The sequence below is a fragment of the Shinella sedimenti genome, from assembly GCF_022601905.1.
Lineage (GTDB): Bacteria > Pseudomonadota > Alphaproteobacteria > Rhizobiales > Rhizobiaceae > Shinella > Shinella sedimenti.
The window spans coordinates 119,016-139,022 of the sequence record NZ_JAKVIN010000002.1; the positions used below are offsets into that span (position 1 = coordinate 119,016).

Sequence of the window (20,007 nt, forward strand, 5' to 3'; positions counted from 1 at the left end):
TCTTTGCTTTTTGCTTGAACGATGTCCAAAAGGCCTGCCGAAATCGGCGCGACAAGGACCGAATTGCGGCAAGGCCCGACATTTATTGTGGCGAAAAAAAGGCATGGTAAAAATGTCACGTTTCCAAATGCTTCAGGCGAATAGAAGGGGCGACTGCGCCGTCTTAGGCACCCCTTCTGCCGAAGTGCCGAATGGCTCTCGCGACACGGTGTTCGACCGGTGCTACGGCATCGGATAGGGGGGCGGCGGGTTGCTCCGCCGCAGGGCTATCCTCGCCGATATCGGGAAAGGTCGTGTTGAAGTGCGTCGGAGCCAGTTCCGGCCGGGCGAGAAGGAAGCCTTGCATCAGCGGTCCTCCCATCTCGCGGCAAAGCGCCATGGTCTCCGGTGTCTCGATACCGCCGACGATGGTTTGGATGTTCTTGTCTGCGAACTGGCCGATCACGACCCGCAGGAGCGCCAGGCCGGCCGAGTTTTCGGCAAATTCCTGCAGCCAGGATGTATCGAAGGCCACGAATTGCGGCTTCAGGCGCTCGAGGCGGGCAAGATCGCGGTCATCGCCGGTGTATTCGTCGATCGCGATGGAGAAGCCGGCCTCGTGCAGCCGGTCGGCGAAAAGCGCGAGGGCCTCGGCATCGTCGCCCGGCAGCTGACGAATTTCGCAGACGATCCGCTCGGGAGCGATTCCTGCCTCATGGGCGGCAAGCCGCAGCCACTCCACTTCCTGACGCATGGCCTGCGGCGCACGGTACAGGCCGGAATGGACGCTCATGATGAGGGCGACGTCAGGCCGGCCGATGAGGCCGGCATTGAGGATGTGCAGGCTGCGGCACAGGCCGTCGACTGCGGCGCGCTCATCCTCCGGCACACTCTGGAAGAACTCGCCGGGAGACGTCGGCATATCGCCGGCGCTGGCGCGGATCAGCCCCTTGAAAGCCGCGATCTGCAACCGTCCGTCCGCATGTTCGCGGAAGATGGGCTGGAGCGCCGATTGCAGGAAATAGGGGCCGTAAACGGCGCTGTAAGCACCGTCGGCCTGCCGCACGAGGTTGGTGAAGATGCTTCTTTCACTCATGCAGAGCACCATCAACGGGAGGGCTATCGACCGGCGCAGGATAGACCGAATCCGTTAAGGGCTGCTTAATCGTTCGCGTAAAAATCTCATCTTTTCTCTCGCCTCAACCATTTGGTGTCCGGAGTTCCCGACTTGTGGGCGATCCATTCGCTTTTGTGATGGGGCGTATGAAATTTTGCGCGAAAGCCCGGTTTTCCTGCTTTTTTTCGTTCGCGTGCTTGCAAGACCGGCGCAGTTTCGACATAGACCTAACCGCTATGGAGCCCGGCGCTCCGGGTCCATGGCTTCAAGCCGTCTTTGAACCCGATGAGGACATCTCCATCATGGCCTTTCTTGCCGACGCCCTTTCCCGTGTGAAGCCCTCCGCCACCATCGCTGTTTCCCAGAAAGCGCGCGAGTTGAAAGCGAAAGGCCGCGATGTCATCGGGCTTGGCGCAGGCGAGCCGGATTTCGATACGCCCGACAACATCAAGGCTGCCGCCATCGAGGCGATCAAGCGCGGCGAGACGAAGTACACGCCGGTCGCCGGTATCCCGGAACTGCGTGACGCCATCGTCAAGAAGTTCAAGCGCGAGAACAACCTCGATTACACCGCCGCGCAGACCATCGTCGGCACAGGCGGAAAGCAGATTCTTTTCAACGCCTTCATGGCGACGATGAATCCGGGTGATGAGGTCGTTATCCCGACACCTTACTGGGTCTCCTACCCGGAAATGGTTTCCCTGTGCGGCGGCACGCCCGTCTTCGTCGCCACGACACAGGAAAACAAGTTCAAGCTGAAGGCCGAAGACCTGGAAAAGGCGATTACGCCCAAGACCAAGTGGTTCATCTTCAACTCGCCGTCCAACCCGTCGGGAGCCGCCTACAGCCACGCCGAGCTGAATGCGCTGACCGACGTCCTGATGCGTCACCCGCATGTCTGGGTACTGACCGACGACATGTACGAGCACCTGACCTATGGCGACTTCAAGTTCGCGACGCCGGTCGAGGTCGAGCCCGGCCTCTATGACCGCACGCTCACCATGAACGGCGTTTCCAAGGCCTATGCAATGACCGGCTGGCGTATCGGCTATGCGGCCGGTCCGCTCAACCTCATCAAGGCCATGGACATGATCCAGGGCCAGCAGACGTCGGGCGCATGCTCGATTGCCCAGTGGGCGGCTGTCGAGGCGCTGAACGGCACGCAGGACTTCATTCCCGAGAACAAGAAGATCTTCGAGGGCCGTCGTGACCTCGTGGTCTCCATGCTCAACCAGGCCAAGGGCATCGAGTGCCCGTCGCCGGAAGGCGCGTTCTACGTCTATCCGTCCTGCAAGGGTCTGATCGGCAAGACTGCACCGTCGGGCAAGGTCATCGAGACCGACGAGGACTTCGTGTCCGAACTTCTGGAAGCGGAAGGCGTTGCCGTCGTGCACGGTTCGGCCTTCGGCCTCGGCCCGAACTTCCGCATCTCCTATGCGACGTCGGAAGCGCAGCTCGAGGAAGCATGCAAGCGTATTCAGCGCTTCTGCGCAGCCTGCAAGTAAGGCATACCGCCTTTCCTGATTGAAGAACCCGCCGGAGACGGCGGGTTTTTTACGTTCGGTCCATGAAATTGCTGTCATCGTGACCGATATAGAGGTGATATCGACAACGCGGAGCCGAACCATGAAAGCCATACCCCTCTCCATCGCGACCATGCTTGCGCTTTCCACCGCAGCCGTGGCCGCGGACGGCGATCGTTATACAGGGCAGGGGGACGATGCGCCGCGCGGCGGGGTGGTGGTCAGCGAAGGCGCGCGCATGATGACGGCGTGGGATTACTTCTTCAACAATCCGGAAAAATACCACTCCATGCGCAACGGTCCCGGTGAATACCATGTCGGCGGCATGCGCCGCTAAAGTCCAATCAGCGTCAGCATGATGAACGTGGCGAAGAGGATGAAATGCGTCATTCCTTCGATGGCGTTCGTCTCGCCGTCATTGAGGTTGATGGCGGCGGCGATGAGCGTGATGGTCACCATCACCGTCTGGACCGGCGACATCGCCATAATGAAGGGCTGGCCAGTGTAGAGCGCGATGGCCTCCATGACGGGCACCGTGAGGATGACCGTCGACAACGAAGCCCCCATGGCGATGTTGACGACCGATTGCATGCGATTGGCGAGCGCAGCGCGCAGTGCCGTCAGGATTTCTGGCGCGGCCGAAATGGCTGCGACGATCACCGCCATCAGCGCCGGCGGCGCGCCGGTGCCCTTGAGCCCGGCGCCGAGCAGCACCGACATCACTTCCGCCAAAGCGCCGATCAGCACCACGCCCGCGACGATAACGAGGATGGAGACGGTCGCGGATTCGTCTTCTTCCGGTGCGCTGCTGTCGGGGTGCTCCTTCCGCTCGGCGCGCGGATAGGCATAGCTGAAGAAATAGCTGTGTGCGCCAACCTGCATGCGCAGGAAGACGGCATAGAGCGTGATCATCGCGCCGATGGTGAACAGGGAATAGAGATGCCAGCTTTCGCGCGGTACGAATTCGGGCACGACCATGGAGATGCCCATGGCCGTCAGGATCATCACGCCATAGGTCTTGCCGGAATCGTCGTTATAGGGTTGCTCGCCGTGACGGATGCCCCCGAGCAGGGCGGCAAGCCCGAGGATGCCGTTGATATCGAGCATGACGGCGGCGTAGATCGTGTCGCGCACGAGCGTCGGCGAGGTTTCTCCCCGCATCATGATGGCGAGGATCACCACCTCCACCAGAACCGCCGAGAGCGTCAGGATCATCGTGCCGTAGGGATCGCCTACCTTGGAGGCGAGGATTTCGGCGTGGTGGGCGACGCGGGTGGAGACCAGCACGATCACTGCAATCAGCGCGAAGGCGGCAACCAGCATCGCCGGACGGCCCAACTCCAGCAGACTGTGTTCGGTCGCATAGGCAAGGACCGCCACGGCGAGGCCGACAAACAGGAAACGTTCCTTGGTGAGGCTGGAAAGCATGGGTGGCTGGCTCCGTGGCAGATGATCCGTCAGTAGATGTAGCCGCGACGCGCGAAAAGAAAACGCCCGCGTGATGCAACGCGGGCGTTTTATCTTGGGGACGCGAGCGGGCCAGAGAATGTCGGCCCTCCGGCGATGGGCTTAACCGGTCAGGCGACGTTCTCCAGCGCCGGATAGTCGGTATAGCCCTTTGCGCCGCCGCCGTAGAAGGTGCCCTGGTCCGGGGCGTTTAGAACTGTGTCGTTCTTCAGGCGCGTGACGAGGTCGGGGTTGGAGATGAAGAGCTTGCCGAAGGCGACGAGGTCTGCCTTGCCTTCCTCGATTGCGTCGATGGCCATTTCGCGATTGTAGCCGTTGTTGACCATCCAGGCGGCTTTCCCGCCCGCGGCCCGATAGGCGGCGCGCAGGGCATCGTAATCGAACGGGGCATCGCCCTGCTGGAAATCACGCGGACCGCCCGTGGCGCCCTCTATGACGTGGACATAGGCGAGGTCGTGGCGCGCAAGCCCTTCGACGACATGGGTGAAGAGCGGCTGCGGTGCCGGATCGAAGGCGTCGTTTGCTGGTGTTACCGGCGAGATACGGATGGCGGTGCGGCCGGCGCCGATTTCGGAGACGATCGCATCGACCACTTCGAAGAGGAAGCGGGCACGGTTTTCGATCGAGCCGCCGTAGTTGTCGTCGCGCTGGTTGCTGCCCGAGCGCAGGAACTGGTCTATCAGGTAGCCATTCGCGGCGTGGATCTCGACAGCGTCGAAGCCGGCGTCGATGGAGGCACGCGCCGCGCGGCGATAGTCTTCCACGATGCCGGCAATCTCCTCAGGGGCAAGCGCCCGGGGCTCTGATGTCTCGGCGAAGGAGCCGCTGCCATCGGCATCGATGAGATAGGTCTTCGACTTGGCGCGGATGGCAGAGGGGGCAACGGGCTTGCCGCCATTCGGCTGCAGGCTGTCATGAGAGATACGGCCGACATGCCACATCTGCACGACGATCTTGCCGCCGGACTTGTGCACGGCGTCCGTCACTTGGCGCCAGCCGGCAAGCGCTTCCGGCGTGTAGAGGCCGGGCACGTCGGCGTATCCCTGACCCTGCTGGGTGATCGGCGTTCCCTCGGTGATGATGAGGCCGGCCGACGCGCGCTGCTCGTAATAGGCGGCGTTCAACGTGTTCGGTACTGCGCCCGGAGAGCGGTTGCGCGTCAGCGGCGCCATGACGATACGGTTGGCAAGCTGGATATCGCCGATCTTGATGGGGTCGAAGAGCGAGGTCATGGAGTATCCTTTTTCTGGCTGGATGCCGGCTCGAGGGTGCTGTTGATGTGGTGGAGAAAGGCGGCGATTTTGTCTTCGTCGCGTTTGAAGAACACCCATTGGCCGACCTTGCGCGTCGTCACGAGACCGGCGCGTTGCAGCGTGGCGAGATGGGCGGAAACGGTGGACTGCGAAAGATCGCAGCGCTTTTCGATCTGTCCGGCGCACACGCCGAAGTCCAGCGGATGCTCCTGGCCGGCGAAATAGGCCTGCGGCTCCTTCAGCCAGGCAAGGATCTCCAGCCGCGTGGGATGGGCCAGCGCCTTCAGGATCTCGTCTGTGTCGGTGTCGGGGGCGGTCATGCCTTTTATGTCCGGTCCTTTGTATATCGCTTTTACCCGATATTGTGATCGTGTTTGCGCGATACAAGGGCGGCAGCAAAAAAAGAGGGCCACAAGCGTAAGCCTGGGCCCTGCAAAGTTTGAAGGTCAAGAACCTCCAGAGGGGAACAGCCAGCGCGCGGTACTGGGAGGAGAAAGACCGCATGTGCGTTGGCTGAAATGAATATGGGGGAGGGCCTGAGTTTCTTCAAGGCAAGCGCATACCAAGTTTTGCAAGAAACTTGGAAATTTCAACTTGGCTAATGAAAGGCAAAAAAAGAGGGCCACAAGATCAACTTGGGCCCTTTATAGTTTTGAAGGTAATAAAACCTCCAGAGGGGAACAGCTGGTGCGGTGGCACTGGGAGGAAAAAGCCACCGAAATGCATCAGCTGGGCGCGATATGATGCTTTTCTGAGCATGCGGCAACCATTTAATGTGCATGCCAGCCATGCGTAGGGCGCAGGCCTTGGTCAGAAGTTCCAGTTTCGGGCCTTGGCAACGATGAAATCCCTGAAAACCTTGAGTTTCGCCGAGTTTTTCATTTCGCTCGGATAGCAGAAATACGTATCGAAGGAGGGAATATCCGCGCTCAGCGGAAGCTGAAGCAGGCCCGGATCGCGCCCGACGATGTAATCGGGAAGCATAGCGACCCCGATTCCCAGCAGGCACGCGCGCTTGATCGACGTCTGGCTGTTGATTTGCAGGATGGAGGGGCGGGGATTGTCCGAATCGCGTCCGGCGATCTCCAGCCAGTTGACGTCGAGCAGGTAATTGGGGGCCGGCTCGCCGAAGGTGATGATCCTGTGGTTGTCGAGGTCGTCGATTGACTGCGGCTCGCCATAGCGGTTGATGTAGGACGGTGCGGCATAGATATGCATGTGCACCGTGAACAGACGCCGTTGGATGAGGTCCGACTGCTGCGGTTCGCGCAGGCGGATGGCGCAGTCGGCGTGGCGCATGTTCACGTCCAGCTCCTCGTTGTCGAGGATGAGCTGCACCTGCATGTCGGGATAGAGCGCGAGAAATTCCTGCACCTTGTCGGTCAGCCAGCCCTGACCGAGGCCGACGGTGGTGGTGATGCGCAGCTTGCCGCTCGGCTTCTCGGTGTTTTCCGTCAGCTGGACGCGCACGCCTTCGAGCTTCATCAGCACGTCGTGCGCTGTCCGGTAGAGGATTTCGCCCTGTTCGGTCAGAATCAGACCGCGTGCATGGCGATGGAACAGCTTGATGCCGACATCCTGCTCCAGCGCGCTGACCTGCCGGCTGATGGCCGATTGAGACAGGTGCAGCTTGTCTGCCGCGTGCGTGAACGAGCCGGCCTCGGCCGCGGCGTGAAATATCCGCAGCTTATCCCAATCGAGCGGCATTCTATCCCCCATAAGTCCCTCCTGCGGGCAGACGACGTCTCCCGCTCGGTCGCTGATTCAACTGTTCCCACGTGGGAGGTCGGATGGAATCCGCCTCCCTTGGTTGGCGGCTTCTACTCGGCCGCAATTGCGACAGGCATATGACCTGCAAGGTACTTTTCGGTTTCCAGGGCTGCCATGCAGCCCATGCCGGCGGCCGTCACGGCCTGGCGATAGATGTCGTCGGTCACGTCGCCGGCGGCAAAAACGCCCGGCACGTCCGTCGCGGTGGAATCGGGCGCGGTCCACAGGTAACCGTTCGGCTTGAGGCGCAGCTTGCCCTTGAAGAGTTCGACGGCCGGCGCATGGCCGATCGCCACGAAGACGCCATCAGTCGCCATGTCGCTGATGTCGCCCGTCTTGACGTTGCGCAGCCGCACGCCGTTGACGGAGGCCGGCATCGGCGGCTTCGGATCAGCGCCCAGATATTCCAGCACTTCATGATCCCAGACGATCTTGACGTTTTCCTTGGCGAACAGGCGCTCCTGCAGGATGCGCTCGGCACGGAAGGTGTCGCGGCGGTGCACGACGGTCACGGTCTTCGCGAGATTGGCGAGATAGAGCGCTTCCTCGACGGCCGAGTTGCCGCCGCCCACGACAATGACGTCCTTGTTGCGATAGAAGAAGCCGTCGCAGGTCGCGCAGGCCGAAACGCCGAAGCCCATGAACTTGTGCTCGGTCTCGATGCCGAGCCACTTGGCCTTGGCGCCGGTAGCGATGATCAGCGCGTCGGCGGTCCATTCGGTGCCGCTGTCGGTGGAGATGCGGAAGGGACGCACGTCGAGGTCGACATTCGTCACGAGATCGTTGACGATCTCGGCGCCGACATGCTCGGCCTGCTTGAGCATCTGCTCCATCATCCAGGGCCCCTGGACCGGATCGGCATAGCCCGGATAGTTTTCCACATCCGTGGTGATCATCAGCTGGCCGCCCTGTTCCATGCCGGCGATCAGCACGGGTTCCAGCATGGCGCGGGCCGTGTAGATGGCGGCGGTGTAGCCGGCGGGGCCGGAGCCGATGATCAGCACCTTGACGTGGCGCGAATTCGCGGAGGCGGCGGACATGGTCGTTCCTTTCGGGGCACTCTACCCCAAATCGGCCCCGCCGCGCGGCGTCGTTGCGCAGGGTAGGGCCAGCATTATCGTTGTTCAGGTCTCATTTATGAGGGGACTGCCGCGAGTTTCAAGTGCGCGCGGGCCGTTGCCAACAACCAAGCGGACCCCCGTGACATATTTGTGCCTCTTGCAGTAACAATGTTGCGCTGATGTGCCGATTCGGATCACTTCCGGTCGCCCTCCCGAAAGGTCTGAAAATTTCCATGTTCCGTGCCGAACTCGATGCAATCGACATCCGTATCCTGAAGGAACTCCAGGCGGATGGCCGGATGACCAATGTGGAGCTTGCCGCGCGCGCCGGCATTTCCGCGCCGCCCTGTCTGCGCCGCGTGCGCAAGCTGGAGGAGGCGGGCATCATCGAGGGCTATACGGCGCTCCTGAACGCGCCGGCGCTCGGCTACGATCTCGTCGCCTTCTGCATGGTCGGGCTCAAGCACCAGTCGGAAGCCAATCTCAAGGCGTTTGCCGCGGCGACCGGCGAATGGCCGATGGTGCGGCAGGCCTGGATGGTATCCGGCGATAGCGATTACCTGCTGCACTGCGTGGCGGAAAACCTCACCCGCTTCCAGGATTTCGTCATCGAGGAACTGACCGCCAATGCGCAGGTCGACACGGTGCGCACCATGCTGACGATCCGCCAGGTCAAGAAGGTAGGACTGGTCGAGCTTTAAGCCCGTTCAAAGGCCGATCGCGCGGGCATAGACCTCGCCCAGCCGCTGGGCTTCTTTCTCGATCGCAAAATGGGTCGAGACATGGCGCCGCCCCCGTTCGCCGGCCGCCTCACGACGGGTGTCATCGTCGAGCAGGGCCGCAGCCGCGGAGATCATTGCCGACAGATCGTTGATGGCGATCATCGTGCCGGTCTCTTCCGTGCCGCTTACGATCTGCTCGCTGAAGGCGCCCACATCCGTCGCGACGACGGGAACGCCGCTTGCCATCGCTTCGAGCGGGGTGAGACCGAAACCTTCCCATCGCTGCGGAGCAATGAACAGGTCCAGCGCCCGGTACCAGTCATTGATATTGGTGTGCTCACCGACGAAGAGGATGCGCTCGGACAAGCCTGCCTTCTCGACCTTCCGTTTCAGTTCCGCCTCGAAAGCGGCATGCTGCGGTGTGGTCCGGCCCGCGACAACGGCCGACCACGCCGGCCGCTCGGGCAGGAGCGCGATCATCGCATCGACGAAGAGGTCCGTGCCCTTCTGGTGGCGGACGCGGCCGAAACAGCCGACGAATTTCCGGTTCGCATCCAGTCCGCAGGCTTTCTTCGCCGCGATCTTGTCTGCCGGTGGCGAGAAACGGGTGATATCGATGCCGTGCAGGACGACGGTATTGGGTACGCGAAGATAGGATGCCGTCTTTTGGCTTGTCGCGACAACCGCATCCATCTTGGAAACGAGAAAACGTGTCCAGCCGCTATGGGCGCGCTGCGAGGCGGAGGTGAAGACCAGTCTGAGCTTCATGCGCAGGAGATCGCGCATGAGGATACCCGGCAACATTTCGAGGTTGCGCCGTGCATGCCAGACACGAAACGGTTTTTGCGCCGGCGCCTTCCAGAGAGAAAGAAGGTGACGCCAACGCATCGCCGGCAGGTTCGCAGGCAAGCCCGGCCCGAGGGTTGAAACCTTCTGGCCGAGCCGGTTCTGTATCGGGACAAGCTGGATGATCGTGGACGTCACGCCGGATAGCCGTCGCTTGAAATTCGGCGCGATGACCTCAACGTCCTGCATGTCCTTTATGTATGCCATGGAGTGCTGGTTCAGCCCCAGGTCACGGCGAGGATTTCGTAGGCCTTGGCGCCGCCGGGGGCGTTAACCTCGATCGAGTCGCCGACTTCCTTGCCAATGAGGGCACGCGCGATGGGCGAGGAAATAGAGATGCGGCCCTGCTTCACGTCGGCTTCCTGGTCGCCGACGATCTGGTAGACCTTCTCTTCATCCGTGTCCTCGTCGATGAGCTTGACACGCGCACCGAACTTGATCTTGTCGCCAGACATCTTGGAGAGGTCGATCACCTCGGCGCGGGCGACGAAATCCTCCAGCTCCGTGATGCGGCCTTCATTGTGGCTCTGGGCTTCCTTGGCCGCGTGGTACTCGGCGTTTTCCGACAGGTCGCCATGGGCGCGCGCCTCGGCAATCGCTTCAATGATTCGCGGGCGCTCTTCCTGCTGACGCCAGCGCAGTTCCTCCTGCAGCTTGACGAAACCGCCCTGAGTCATCGGCACCTTTTCAACCATTTTATCCCGTCCTTCAGAATGCGCCGCGCGGATTTCAGCCCGCGTAAAACGCAAAAGAAAACGGCCCCCGGAGAAGAATCCCCGGAACCGTCTGAAACATTCGAACGCCCCTTATAACAGATTGCCTGCTGTAAAAGCCAGTTTTTTCGCTGCAGGGGTCAGGTGCGCGCCCGCCGGAACATTCGCCCAGGGCTTCCGTTAGCCGTTCAGGCAGGAGGCAAGAATGGCCATCGAAAACGCGATTCATCTGGAAGGCAGGACCAACGCACACCGGCGCCTGTTGGTGGAACTCGTTTCGGTCCTTGCCGGCATTCCCGAGGCCCGCGAGGCGCTCGTTGCCATGGCGCGCGACAATGAAACGGTTGTCGACCATGAGGAGGATCCGGGCAGCGACCCCGATCCAGCCTTCGCCGCTCAGCAGATCGCCGACGATGAACTGCGCGCGATCCTCAAAGCGGCGATGGCGCGTCTCGAAACCAGATTGTGAGGAAAGACCATGAGCGTGATGCACAAGATATCCGGTTACTTCAAGCAGCTCGCCGGCGAGGTTTCCGGCAACCAGGCGCTGCATGACGAGGGTCGCCGCGAGGCGGGCTATCAGGAAAAGGACGAGCAGGTGGTTCCCGTGGCACCTGTCGCTGTTGCAGGTTCCGGCGATGTTGTGTCCGCGCAGACGGGGCGAAGGACGGTTGTGGAAGCCGACGCGGTTCCGCAGTTCGTGGTTTCGCAGGCGGGCGGCACAAATGACGGCGTTGCCAGCGCCAAGCCGCGCGTGATCACTGGCAGCGACGATGCGACGGCCCACCGCACACTTCCCGGCACGCCGGCCCCGGGCGCAGACTGGTCCGTCGGCTACGACGAAAACGCGCCGCGGCAGGATACGGAGGCATCGGTGACAGATTATTCCGATGTCGAGCAGTTGAAGCTTTACCGGCTCGTTCCGATTGCGGCGCCATCCGATCCAAACTGGGATAACGCGCAGAACCAGGGTGAAGTCGTGGTGCGGGCCCGTTCCAGCGGCGATGCCCGCGTTGTCGCGGCCGAAGCGGAGCTGGATTTCACCGAAATCGATGCGCTTCCCGGCGACGGGAATTCCACGACGTCATCGAGCGCTTTCCGCAACGAAAAGCTCTACACCGTCGCCGACGAGACGAACTCCGCCTATTCGACGGACGGTCCGCGTGGCGTGGTCGACGGCACGGTTCGTGTCGACAATATCCGCCCCACCCAGCTTTAAGGAGGCTGTCATGAGCCCGAGCCAATCCGCACGGACGGCTGCCAAACAGCGCAATATCCAGGACAACGTGGCTAAGGCCGACCGCAAGGGCGGCAAGCAGGGTGAGGAGGCCATGCAGGCCGGAGCGCGCCTCTATCCCGTGCCGCCCTTTCCCAAGCAGCACCAGCCGAAACCGGGCGTGGAGGCGAAGCTCGATCCGCCACCGATGTATGATGCGCCGTTCTACAAGGGATCGGGCAAGCTGGAAGGGAAGGTCGCGCTCATCACGGGTGGCGATTCCGGAATCGGTCGCTCGGTCGCGGTGCTCTATGCGCGGGAGGGTGCAGATATCGCCATCTGCCACCTCGAAGAGGGCAGGGATGCCAAGGACACCATTGCCGCCGTCGAGGCGGAAGGGCGTCGTTGCCTCGCCTTCGCCGGCGACGTCAAAGACAAGGCATTCTGCGTCCAGACGGTAGAATGCGTCGCGCGCGATCTTGGCCGGCTCGATGTCCTCGTCAACAATGCCGCCTTTCAGGTCCATAGCAAGGATATCCTTGACCTGACTGAGGAGCATTTCGACGAGACGCTGAAGACCAATCTCTACGGCTATTTCTACATGGCGCAGGCCGCCATTGCGCACATGGAGCCGGGTTCGGCGATCATCAACACGGGCTCCGTCACGGGACTGGAGGGCTCCAAGGATCTCATTGACTATTCCACGACGAAGGGCGGCATTCATGCCTTTACCCGTTCGCTTGCCAGCCAGCTCGTGCCGCGCGGCATTCGCGTGAATGCGGTTGCGCCGGGTCCGGTCTGGACGCCGCTCAACCCTTCCGACAAGAAAGCCGAGGATGTCTCGAAATTCGGCGCGAAGACGCCGATGAAGCGGCCCGCCCAGCCGGAAGAACTTGCGCCGGCCTATGTATTTCTCGCGTCGCCGCAGTGCTCCAGTTACATCACCGGCGAGGTGCTTCCCATCATCGGCGGCTATTGAGCCGCCGACCCAACCCGCCTCTCGCATTGACTCTCCGTATAAGAACATATAGTGAACAAATATGAAGAAATCGCTGCAGGAACGTTTGGCCATTCTGTCGGATGCCGCCAAATACGATGCCTCTTGCGCATCGAGCGGAACGGAAAAACGCGACTCCGTGAAGTCGGGAGGCCTCGGCTCCACGGAAGGGGCAGGGATCTGCCATGCCTATGCACCGGACGGGCGATGCATTTCGCTCTTGAAGATCCTGCTCACCAATTTCTGCGTTTTCGATTGCGCCTATTGCATCAACCGTTCTTCCAGCAATGTGGAGCGCGCACGATTCACGCCTGATGAGGTGGTCTGGCTGACGCTGGAATTCTACCGGCGCAACTATATCGAGGGACTGTTCTTGTCGTCGGGCATCATCCGTTCGCCCGATCATACGATGGGTGAAATGGTGCGGGTGGTGCGCGACCTGCGTACCGTGCACGGCTTTCGTGGTTACATCCACCTCAAGTCCATTCCGGATGCATCGCCCGAACTTATCGAGGAGGCGGGGCTTTATGCCGACCGCCTGTCGCTCAATATCGAGCTGCCGACGGATGCCGGCATCGGGCGTTTCGCGCCGGAAAAACGGCCGGAAGGTATTCGGCGCGCCATGGGCGACCTGCGCCGCAAGATCGAGGCGGCCGGTGAGCCGACGCTGCGCACGAAGCAGCGCAAGCGGTTCGTGCCCGGCGGCCAGAGCACACAGATGATCGTCGGTGCCGACGGCGCCGATGATGCGACCATTCTCAAGACCAGCGCGCGGCTTTATGGCAGCTACGGGCTGAAACGGGTCTATTATTCCGCCTTCAGCCCCATTCCCGATGCCTCGCGTGCGCTGCCGCTGATCAAGCCGCCGCTGGTGCGCGAGCACCGGCTCTATCAGGCCGACTGGCTCTATCGCTTCTACGGCTTCGGTGTGGATGAGATCACGGCCTCGACGGGCGGCATGCTCGATCTCGATATGGACCCCAAGCTCGCCTGGGCGCTTGCCAATCGTGCGCGTTTTCCTGTCGATGTGAACCGGGCGGAGCGCGAAATGCTGCTGCGGGTTCCGGGCATGGGTACCAAGACGGTGACGGCCATCCTGTCCAGCCGGCGTTTCCGGCGCCTGCGGCTGGAGGACCTGGCGCGGCTCGGTGTTTCGCTGCGCAAGGTGCGCGCCTTCATCGAGGCGGAAGGCTGGACGCCGCGGCACCTTGCCGACCGTGCGGACCTGAAGACGCTGTTTGCGCGTAAACCGGAACAGCTTTCGTTGCTCTGATGCACACGATCCCTCTCCTTGGCCGGGGTGATTTTTCCGAATGGCGCGATGCCGCGCGCGCACTCGCTGCCGCCGGCATCTCGCCGCGCGAGGTTGACTGGCGGGTCAATGGATCGGAAGAGCTGTTCGAAGTCGAGGCCCCCGAATTGCCCGCGCCATCCGCCACAGCGCCGCCGCTCACCGTTCCGCCCGCGTTCCTGCCGCTGGCCGAGGCCGTGGTCTGCCATACGGAGCCGGGCCGGTTCCATCTGCTCTACCGGCTGCTCTGGCGGCTGCAATCCGATAAGCGCCTGTTGGAGCTTTCGGCCGACAAGGACGTGGCCTGGGCGCGGATCCTGGCCAAGAACATCCATCGCGACAGCCACAAGATGACGGCCTTCGTGCGGTTCAAGGAAATTCCCGGTGCGGTGGAGGGCCGGCGGCGTTTCTTCGCCTGGTTCGAGCCGACGCATTTCGTCGTTGCCCGCACCGCGCCCTTCTTTCGGCGACGTTTTGCCGACATGGACTGGATCATCGCTACGCCAAAGGGTACGGCGAGCTGGGATGGCGAGAGCCTGATTTTCGATACGCGGCCGGGCGACAATCCCGGACATGGCGATCCGACCGACGATCTGTGGCGCACCTATTATGCCAGTATCTTCAATCCGGCGCGGCTGAAGCTGAAGGCTATGCAGGCGGAGATGCCGAAGAAATACTGGCGTCATCTGCCGGAAGCCGACCTGATCCCGGAACTCATCGCCAATGCCGAGGCGAATGTGCGCGCCATGGCCGAGCGCGCGGCGAGCGATCCGCCGCTCTTCCACTATCGCCTGCGCGAGAATGCCCCGGCACTGCCGCAGATCATACCGGCCGAGGCCGACACCATCGAGGGGCTTCGCGAGGAGGCGCGCCGCTGCCAGCGTTGTCCATTGCATTGTACGGCCACCCAGACCGTGTTCGGGGAGGGGCCGCCGGATGCACGTATCATGATGGTCGGCGAGCAGCCGGGCGACCAGGAAGACCTTGCCGGCCGCCCCTTCGTCGGCCCGGCTGGCAAGGTCTTCGATGCCGTGTTGAAAGAGGCCGATATCGCGCGCGATGCGCTTTACCTCACCAATGCGGTGAAGCACTTCAAATACGAGCCGCGCGGCAAGCGCCGCATCCACCAGAAGCCGGACCGCAACGAAATCGAGCATTGCCGCTGGTGGCTAGCCAAGGAGGTTGAACTCGTCAAGCCGAAGCTCATCGTGGCACTCGGCGCCACCGCCGTCTTTGCGCTGAGTGGCGAGCGCAAGCCGCTCAGCCAGTTGCGCGGCAAGCCGATCACCATGCAGGGCGATGTCGTGCTCTACCCGACCGTCCACCCGTCCTTCCTGTTGCGCCTGCCGGATGAGGCCGAACGCAAACGACAACACGCCCTCTTCGTGGAGGACATGCAGATGGTGCGGCATCTCTCGGAGACGATGGCGGCAGCGTGATCGGTCGCACGGAGTTGCGTCTCCATAAAAGAGAGCCGGGTGGCGGACCAACCGGCTCATTCTATTCGACCTGTTCGACGTCTCAGAAATACGACTGCAACGGACGCACTTCGAGCTGGCCCTGCTTGAGGGCCCGGATGGCCTGGGCGGCGGCGAGCGCGCCGGCCATGGTGGTGTAGTAAGGCACCTTCTGCATCAGCGCGGCGCGGCGCAGCGACTTCGAATCCGAGATCGCCTTGTTGCCGTCGGTCGTGTTGATGACCAGCTGGACCTGCCGGTTGCGGATGGCATCCTCGATATGCGGACGGCCTTCCTGCACCTTGTTGATCTTGATGGCCTCGATGCCCTTTTCGGCGAGGAAGCGGGCGGTGCCGGAGGTTGCCATCACCTTGAAGCCGATGCCGGTCAGGATGTTAATGGCAGCGAGTACGCGGTCCTTGTCCTCGTCGCGCACCGACACGAAGACCGTACCTTCGCGTGGCAGGTCGACGCCGGCGCCGAGCTGCGACTTGGCGAAGGCCAGCGCGAAGTCCGTGTCGAGGCCGATAACCTCGCCGGTCGAGCGCATTTCCGGGCCGAGCAGCGTGTCGACGCCCGGGAAGCGGGCAAACGGGAACACGGCTTCCTTGACGGCGATGTGCTTGAGGTTGCGCGGGTCCGGCTTCTTGCCATAGGCGGCAATCGCCGCGTCGAGGCCTTCGCCGGCCATGACGCGGGCAGCGATCTTGGCGATCGGCGCACCGATGGTCTTGGCCACGAAGGGCACGGTGCGCGAGGCGCGCGGGTTGACTTCCAGAACGTAGATCGTGCCGTCCTTGATGGCGTATTGCACGTTCATCAGGCCGCCGACATTGAGCGCCTTGGCCAGCGCCTTGGTCTGGCGCTCCAGTTCATCGACGATCTCGTTGGACAGTGTGTGGACCGGCAGCGAGCAGGCCGAGTCGCCCGAATGGATGCCGGCTTCCTCGATATGTTCCATGATGCCGGAAACGAAGACATCCTTGCCGTCGCACAGCGCATCGACGTCGACTTCCACGGCATTCGACAGGTAGCTGTCGAAGAGCAGCGGGTTCTTACCGAGCAGGGTGTTGATCTGGCCGGTCTTATCGTTCGGGTAGCGCTGCTTGATGTCCTCGGGCACCAGTTCCGGCACAGTGTCGAGCAGGTAGGTCTGCAACATCGATTCCGAATGGATGATCTGCATGGCGCGGCCGCCGAGAACGTAGGACGGGCGCACGACGAGCGGGAAGCCGATTTCGCCTGCGACCAGGCGGGCCTGCTCGACCGAGTACGCGATGCCGTTGTTCGGCTGGGCGAGGTCGAGCTTCTGAAGGAGCTTCTGGAAGCGGTCACGGTCTTCGGCAAGGTCGATCATGTCGGGCGCGGTGCCGAGGATCGGGATGCCGTTCTTCTCCAGCGCCTCGGCCAGCTTCAGCGGCGTCTGGCCGCCGAACTGCACGATGACGCCGACGAGCTCGCCGTTGGTCTGCTCGGCCTTCAGGATCTCGATGACGTCTTCGGCCGTCAGCGGCTCGAAGTAGAGGCGGTCGGAGGTGTCGTAGTCGGTCGAGACGGTTTCCGGGTTGCAGTTGACCATGATCGCCTCATAGCCGGCATCCTTCAGCGCGAAGGCGGCGTGGCAGCAGCAATAGTCGAACTCGATGCCCTGGCCGATGCGGTTCGGGCCGCCGCCGAGGATGACGACCTTCTTGCGGTCGGAAATGCCGGCTTCCGAGCGTGTGGCGCCGGCGAACGGCGTCTCGTAGGTTGAGTACATGTAGGCGGTCGGCGAGGCGAACTCGGCCGCGCAGGTGTCGATGCGCTTGAAGACCGGGCGCACGTTCAGGCCGTTGCGGAGTTCCGCGACTTCCTTCGGACGCTTGCCGGAGAGCGTGGCAAGGCGCGCGTCGGAGAAGCCCATGGCCTTCAGCATGCGCAGGTTTTCGGCGTCGGCGGGCAGGCCATGCTCGCGGATGCGGACCTCCATATCGACAATGGCCTTGAACTGCTCGAGGAACCACGGGTCGATCTTGGAGCCCTCGTGCACTTCCTCCAGCGACAGGCCAAGGCGCAGCGCCTGGGCAACCATGCGCAGGCGATCGGGTGTCGGCGTGGAGATGGCGGCGCGGATGGCGTTCTTGTCGTTGCCGTCGCCGAGGCCGGGGATTTCGATCTCGTCGAGGCCGGTCAGACCCGTTTCGAGGCCGCGCAGCGCCTTCTGAAGCGATTCGGCAAAGGTGCGGCCGATGGCCATGACTTCACCGACCGACTTCATGGCAGTGGTCAGCGTCGGCTCGGCGCCGGGGAACTTTTCGAAGGCGAAACGCGGGATCTTCGTGACGACATAGTCGATGGACGGTTCGAACGAAGCAGGCGTCGCGCCGCCGGTGATGTCGTTCTCCAGCTCGTCGAGCGTGTAGCCGATGGCGAGTTTTGCCGCGATCTTGGCGATCGGGAAGCCGGTGGCCTTGGAGGCGAGGGCGGAGGACCGCGAAACGCGCGGGTTCATTTCGATGACGACGAGGCGGCCGTTCTTCGGATTGACGGCGAACTGCACGTTCGAGCCGCCGGTCTCCACGCCGATCTCGCGCAGCACCGCAATCGAGGCGTTGCGCATGATCTGGTATTCCTTGTCCGTAAGGGTCAAGGCCGGCGCGACGGTGATCGAGTCACCCGTATGCACGCCCATCGGGTCGATGTTCTCGATGGAGCAGATGATGATGCAGTTGTCCGCCTTGTCGCGGACGACTTCCATCTCGTATTCCTTCCAGCCGAGCACGGACTCTTCGATCAGCACTTCGGTGGTGGGCGAGGCGTCGAGACCGGAATTGACGATCTCGAAGAATTCCGAGCGGTTGTAGGCGATGCCGCCGCCGGTGCCGCCAAGCGTGAAGGACGGGCGGATGATGGCGGGCAGGCCGATTTCGTCGAGCGCCTGCGCGCCGATCGCCATGGCATGGCTCATATAGCGCTGCTTGCGGTCGGTCTCGCCGAGGTTCCACTGGTTTTCCAGCTCGTCCAGCGCCTTGTCGAGCGCTTCGCCGGACAGTTCGGCCTTGAGCTTGGCGCGCTGGGCCTCATGAACCTTGCGGTCCTGGTCCTTGATCTCGGTGGCGTTGGCGAGCAGCGACTTCGGCGTCTCCAGGCCGATGCGGGCCATGGCCTCGCGGAAGAGGGCGCGGTCTTCCGCCATGTCGATGGCGGCGGGCTTGGCGCCGATCATCTCGACATTGTAGCGGTCGAGAACGCCCATGCGCTTCAGGGAGAGCGCGGTGTTGAGCGCTGTCTGGCCGCCCATCGTCGGCAGCAGCGCGTCCGGGCGTTCCTTGGCGATGATCTTGGCGACGACTTCGGGCGTGATGGGCTCGACATAGGTGGCGTCTGCCAGGCCCGGATCCGTCATGATCGTTGCCGGGTTGGAGTTGACGAGGATGACCCGGTAGCCTTCCTCCTTCAGCGCCTTGCAGGCCTGGGTGCCGGAATAATCGAATTCACAGGCCTGACCGATGACGATCGGCCCCGCGCCGATGATGAGGATCGATTTCAAATCTTGGCGCTTGGGCATATCTCTATCCGTTCTTCCGCTTTGCCGCGTGCGCGAAAAACCGGCATGGCGATGGGTTCACCGGGCCGGGCGCGCAAAAGTGGTCTTTCAAGGCTAGAAGCGGCTTATAGGCAAATGCGGGGGCGAGCGGAACCCCGAAAATTGCCCCGTCGACAGGAAAAATGCGGCGCGCGGGATCAGGCGCTCGGGGCGGTGCCGGCCGGGGGCGTGCTCCCCGCACCATAGCGGGGAGCGACAGGCCTCAGTTCTTCGCCAGAATGGCCGGCAGTTCGGCGAGGATGCCGTCGCGGGCGCGCAGGCTGGTGCGTGGTTCTTCCTTCTTCTCATCCTGCAACAGGCGCGCGAAAACGACCGTGCGATCGTCGCGCCGCGCCCAGCCGACATACCAGCCCCATGGTTTGGCATAATCGAAACTGCCGTCCGCCTTGCGGGGATAGGCCATGCCGGTCTTGCCCTGTGCGTGCCAGCCGTCGGCAATGTCCTTTCCTTCCACGATTTGCATGGCCGCATCCATGGCGTTGGCGGAAACCGGCAGTTCGTGGTTCACGAGCTTGGCGAGAAACGCCACCTGCTCGCGCGGCGATATTTTCAAGGAGGAAGCGATCCAGGCCCGCTCCAGGCCGTTGTCCTTGCCGGGATCGCCCGTCATGTCGCCGTTGCCGTAGCCGAAGGCATCCGCATAGTCGCGCAGCTGCTCGTAGCCGAGGAATTCTGTGATGCGCTGCGAGTACCAGACGACCGAAAACTCCATCCAGCGCTTCGGGGTGGTCGGCTGGCGCCAGTTGTCGCCGCCCCAATCCGGATAGCCCTTCATGAAGGGCAGGACCGGTTCTTCCGCGTTTTCCAGAAAGCCGGCATCGTAGCCCATGACGGCAAGAGGAACCTTGAAGGTGGAGGCGGGCGTCACCCGTGTCTTGCAGTCGCCCTTCTCCAGAATCATCGCACCGTCGGCGGCGTCAGTGACGATGGTACAAATAATGCGGGCTTCGGCCGGCGTGCAGAGGCTTGCAGCCAGCAGGGTGCCGGCCGCGAAAAGACGGATATCCAT

At 62.4% G+C, this 20,007-nt stretch carries 18 protein-coding genes; 8 read left to right on the forward strand and 10 right to left on the reverse strand.

Translation table 11 applies throughout. From position 1 onward, the window contains the following. Positions 1-163 precede the first annotated feature (163 nt). Positions 164-1,075, reverse strand: coding sequence for an EAL domain-containing protein (locus MKI86_RS04775; protein WP_241598139.1), 912 nt, complete (start codon positions 1,073-1,075; stop codon positions 164-166). A gap of 323 nt (positions 1,076-1,398) precedes the next feature. Here MKI86_RS04775 and MKI86_RS04780 point away from each other — a divergent pair, with 323 nt between their 5' ends. Together MKI86_RS04780 and MKI86_RS04785 are read left to right on the forward strand one after the other, a co-directional pair. Beyond that, positions 1,399-2,601 carry a pyridoxal phosphate-dependent aminotransferase gene (locus MKI86_RS04780; protein ID WP_241598142.1) on the forward strand — a complete coding sequence of 401 codons (1,203 nt, stop codon included), beginning with the start codon at positions 1,399-1,401 and terminating at the stop codon, positions 2,599-2,601. Positions 2,602-2,722: 121 nt separating this feature from the next. Beyond that, positions 2,723-2,956 carry a hypothetical protein gene (locus MKI86_RS04785; protein ID WP_241598144.1) on the forward strand — a complete coding sequence of 78 codons (234 nt, stop codon included), beginning with the start codon at positions 2,723-2,725 and terminating at the stop codon, positions 2,954-2,956. Here MKI86_RS04785 and MKI86_RS04790 read toward each other — a convergent pair. From MKI86_RS04790 to trxB, 5 genes are all read right to left on the reverse strand, one after another. Then, the gene (locus tag MKI86_RS04790; protein WP_241598145.1) at positions 2,953-4,047 is read right to left on the reverse strand and encodes a calcium:cation antiporter; all 1,095 of its coding nucleotides are present in this window, start codon (positions 4,045-4,047) and stop codon (positions 2,953-2,955) included. The genes MKI86_RS04785 and MKI86_RS04790 overlap by 4 nt on opposite strands. 149 nt (positions 4,048-4,196) lie before the next feature. Beyond that, positions 4,197-5,318, reverse strand: coding sequence for an alkene reductase (locus MKI86_RS04795; protein WP_241598147.1), 1,122 nt, complete (start codon positions 5,316-5,318; stop codon positions 4,197-4,199). Next, a complete protein-coding gene (locus tag MKI86_RS04800) occupies positions 5,315-5,659 on the reverse strand; it encodes an ArsR/SmtB family transcription factor (RefSeq protein ID WP_241598149.1) in 345 nt (114 codons plus the stop codon). The genes MKI86_RS04795 and MKI86_RS04800 overlap by 4 nt, the downstream gene beginning before the upstream one ends. A 490-nt stretch (positions 5,660-6,149) precedes the next feature. After that, entirely contained in the window at positions 6,150-7,046 is an 897-nt protein-coding gene (locus MKI86_RS04805) for a LysR family transcriptional regulator VtlR (RefSeq protein ID WP_134647264.1), read from the reverse strand. A 113-nt stretch (positions 7,047-7,159) separates the two neighbouring features. Then, positions 7,160-8,149: a thioredoxin-disulfide reductase gene (gene trxB / locus MKI86_RS04810; RefSeq protein WP_241598150.1), complete on the reverse strand. Its 990-nt coding sequence runs from the start codon at positions 8,147-8,149 to the stop codon at positions 7,160-7,162. 254 nt (positions 8,150-8,403) lie between these two features. On the opposite strand from trxB, the gene MKI86_RS04815 reads away from it, so the two are divergent. Then, positions 8,404-8,871: an Lrp/AsnC family transcriptional regulator gene (locus MKI86_RS04815; protein ID WP_241598151.1), complete on the forward strand. Its 468-nt coding sequence runs from the start codon at positions 8,404-8,406 to the stop codon at positions 8,869-8,871. A 6-nt stretch (positions 8,872-8,877) separates the two neighbouring features. On the opposite strand, the gene MKI86_RS04820 is transcribed toward MKI86_RS04815, so the two are convergent. Together MKI86_RS04820 and greA are read right to left on the reverse strand one after the other, a co-directional pair. Further along, positions 8,878-9,945, reverse strand: a complete 1,068-nt coding sequence (locus tag MKI86_RS04820) for a glycosyltransferase family 4 protein (protein ID WP_370879888.1) — start codon at positions 9,943-9,945, stop codon at positions 8,878-8,880. An 11-nt stretch (positions 9,946-9,956) separates the two neighbouring features. Then, positions 9,957-10,433 (reverse strand): transcription elongation factor GreA, encoded by a 477-nt coding sequence (gene greA, locus MKI86_RS04825; RefSeq protein ID WP_241598152.1) that lies wholly within the window; start codon positions 10,431-10,433, stop codon positions 9,957-9,959. Positions 10,434-10,656: 223 nt separating this feature from the next. Here greA and MKI86_RS04830 point away from each other — a divergent pair, with 223 nt between their 5' ends. The 5 genes from MKI86_RS04830 to MKI86_RS04850 all read left to right on the forward strand — a co-directional run bounded on the left by MKI86_RS04830 (position 10,657) and on the right by MKI86_RS04850 (position 15,394). Further along, positions 10,657-10,920 carry a hypothetical protein gene (locus MKI86_RS04830; protein ID WP_241598153.1) on the forward strand — a complete coding sequence of 88 codons (264 nt, stop codon included), beginning with the start codon at positions 10,657-10,659 and terminating at the stop codon, positions 10,918-10,920. A gap of 405 nt (positions 10,921-11,325) precedes the next feature. Further along, positions 11,326-11,670 (forward strand): hypothetical protein, encoded by a 345-nt coding sequence (locus MKI86_RS04835; RefSeq protein WP_241599275.1) that lies wholly within the window; start codon positions 11,326-11,328, stop codon positions 11,668-11,670. Between the two features lie 10 nt (positions 11,671-11,680). Continuing rightward, positions 11,681-12,646 carry an SDR family oxidoreductase gene (locus tag MKI86_RS04840; protein WP_241598154.1) on the forward strand — a complete coding sequence of 322 codons (966 nt, stop codon included), beginning with the start codon at positions 11,681-11,683 and terminating at the stop codon, positions 12,644-12,646. Between the two features lie 61 nt (positions 12,647-12,707). Then, positions 12,708-13,937 carry a putative DNA modification/repair radical SAM protein gene (locus tag MKI86_RS04845; protein WP_241598155.1) on the forward strand — a complete coding sequence of 410 codons (1,230 nt, stop codon included), beginning with the start codon at positions 12,708-12,710 and terminating at the stop codon, positions 13,935-13,937. Then, positions 13,937-15,394 carry a UdgX family uracil-DNA binding protein gene (locus MKI86_RS04850; protein WP_241598156.1) on the forward strand — a complete coding sequence of 486 codons (1,458 nt, stop codon included), beginning with the start codon at positions 13,937-13,939 and terminating at the stop codon, positions 15,392-15,394. The genes MKI86_RS04845 and MKI86_RS04850 overlap by 1 nt, the downstream gene beginning before the upstream one ends. Positions 15,395-15,476: 82 nt before the next feature. Here the strand turns inward: MKI86_RS04850 and carB are convergent, their stop codons facing one another. Both carB and blaOXA read right to left on the reverse strand, forming a co-directional pair. Next, positions 15,477-18,959, reverse strand: coding sequence for a carbamoyl-phosphate synthase large subunit (gene carB, locus MKI86_RS04855; protein ID WP_241598158.1), 3,483 nt, complete (start codon positions 18,957-18,959; stop codon positions 15,477-15,479). Positions 18,960-19,200: 241 nt separating this feature from the next. Next, a complete protein-coding gene (gene blaOXA, locus MKI86_RS04860) occupies positions 19,201-20,007 on the reverse strand; it encodes a class D beta-lactamase (RefSeq protein WP_241598160.1) in 807 nt (268 codons plus the stop codon).